Genomic DNA, 1,750 nt, shown 5'->3' on the forward strand with positions numbered 1-1,750 from the left:
GATTAGAGCGCCTTCGCCGCCCGCACCGTCTCGGCGCGCGCCGCGGCCAGCCGACCCTGGCGGATCAGCTCGCGCAGGCGTTCGTCACGCGGCTGCGGTCTCAGAACCGTCAGTTTCATCGTCTGATCCCTTCAGGACGTCCTCGAGGCCCTGTTCTCGGACCTTGCGATAGAGGGTGGAGCGGCCGATGCCGAGACGCCGGGCGACCTCGCACATGTGGCCGGCATAGATCTCGATGGCGAGCTGGATGAGGTCGCGTTCGATCTCTTCCAGGGTCCGCAGGTGGCCGCGGTTGTCGAGGATGCGCACCGGGGCGTCGGCCGACATGTCGGCCACCAGTTGCTCGGCGGTGGGCAGCTGGACCGGGAGGCGGCTGGCCGTCGACGTGACGGCCTCAGGCGGCGGAGCGGCCACCCCGGAGATGGCCGGAAAGTCGTAGGGCTGCAGATAGGGCGCGTCGGCCAGCACGATGGCGCGATAGACCGCGTTCTCCAGCTGGCGGACATTCCCCGGCCAGTCAAAGGCGGTGAGGAAGGCCAGGGTCTCGGCCGAGGCGCCGACCACGGTCTTGCCCTCCTCGACATTGAAGCGGCGGACGAAGTGATCGACCAGGGCCGGGATGTCCTCGCGTCGATCGCGCAGGGCCGGGGCCAGCATGGGGAAGACGTTCAGGCGATAGAACAGGTCTTCGCGGAAGAGGCCGTCCTTGACCGCCTGCTCGGGGTCGCGATTGGTGGCCGAGACGATGCGGACGTCGACCTTGATGGAGCGCTTGGAGCCCACCGGGTCGATCTCGCTCTCCTGCAGGGCGCGCAGCAGCTTGACCTGGGTGTCCAGCGGCAGCTCGCCGACCTCGTCGAGGAACAGGGTGCCGCCATTGGCCTCCTGGAACTTGCCCACATGCTTGTCGGTGGCGCCGGTGAAGCTGCCCTTCTCGTGGCCGAACAGGATGCTCTCGACCAGGTTCTCGGGGATGGCGCCGCAGTTCACCGCCACGAAGGGCTTGCCGGCCCGGTCGGACGAGCCGTGCACGGCGCGCGCGATCACTTCCTTGCCCACCCCGCTTTCGCCGGTGATCAGGATGGGGATGGAGGACTTGGCCGCCCGCTCGCCCATGCGCTTGATCATGGTCATGGCCGGGCTGTCGCCCACCATGTCGGCGAAGGTCATGCGGCCGGAGGAATGCTTCTTGAGCCGCTCGACCTCGCCCTTCAGCGCGCCCATGGAGAGCGCGTTGCGGATCGAGACGATGATGCGTTCCGGGCTGGCCGGCTTGATGAAGAAGTCGCAGGCGCCGGCCTGCATGGCCTGGACCACGGTGTCGATACCGCCGGTGGCGGTGACCACGATGACCGGGGTCGAGAAGCTGCGCGCACGCATCTCCTTCAGGGTGTCCTGGCCCGACAGGCCGGGCATCACCAGGTCCAGCAGCACGATGTCGGCCGCGGCGCCGGACTGCAGGCGCGCAATCGCCGCCTCGCCGCTCTCGGCGTGGGCGACGGCGAATCCGTCGCGCTCCAGGACCGACTGGATCAGCCGGCGTTGAGTCGGGTCGTCATCGACGACGAGGACCGTCTTGGTCATTAGAAAACACCCACACCTGATCGGACGCTCGCCTGCATGGACGAGGCTCGTATTGACCCGGATTGATACAGGGTCGGGGTAAAGGCGGGGTTTCGGAGTCCTGAGTCGCGGGTTAACGCGGCTTGGGCGGGAGGGGCCGCGCAGGGTTGCCGACCACGGTCGCGCC

1 protein-coding gene is annotated in these 1,750 nt (G+C 68.1%); it reads right to left on the bottom strand.

Annotated features, from left to right (window positions below; translation table 11 throughout):
* Window positions 1-84 precede the first annotated feature (84 nt).
* On the bottom strand, window positions 85-1,584 hold the full coding sequence (locus RMO04_RS14480) for a sigma-54 dependent transcriptional regulator (RefSeq protein ID WP_309645473.1): 1,500 nt from the start codon (window positions 1,582-1,584) through the stop codon (window positions 85-87).
* Between the last annotated feature and the right edge of the window lie 166 nt (window positions 1,585-1,750).

Source organism: Phenylobacterium sp. (genome assembly GCF_031412415.1).
In the GTDB taxonomy this organism is placed as follows: domain Bacteria; phylum Pseudomonadota; class Alphaproteobacteria; order Caulobacterales; family Caulobacteraceae; genus Phenylobacterium.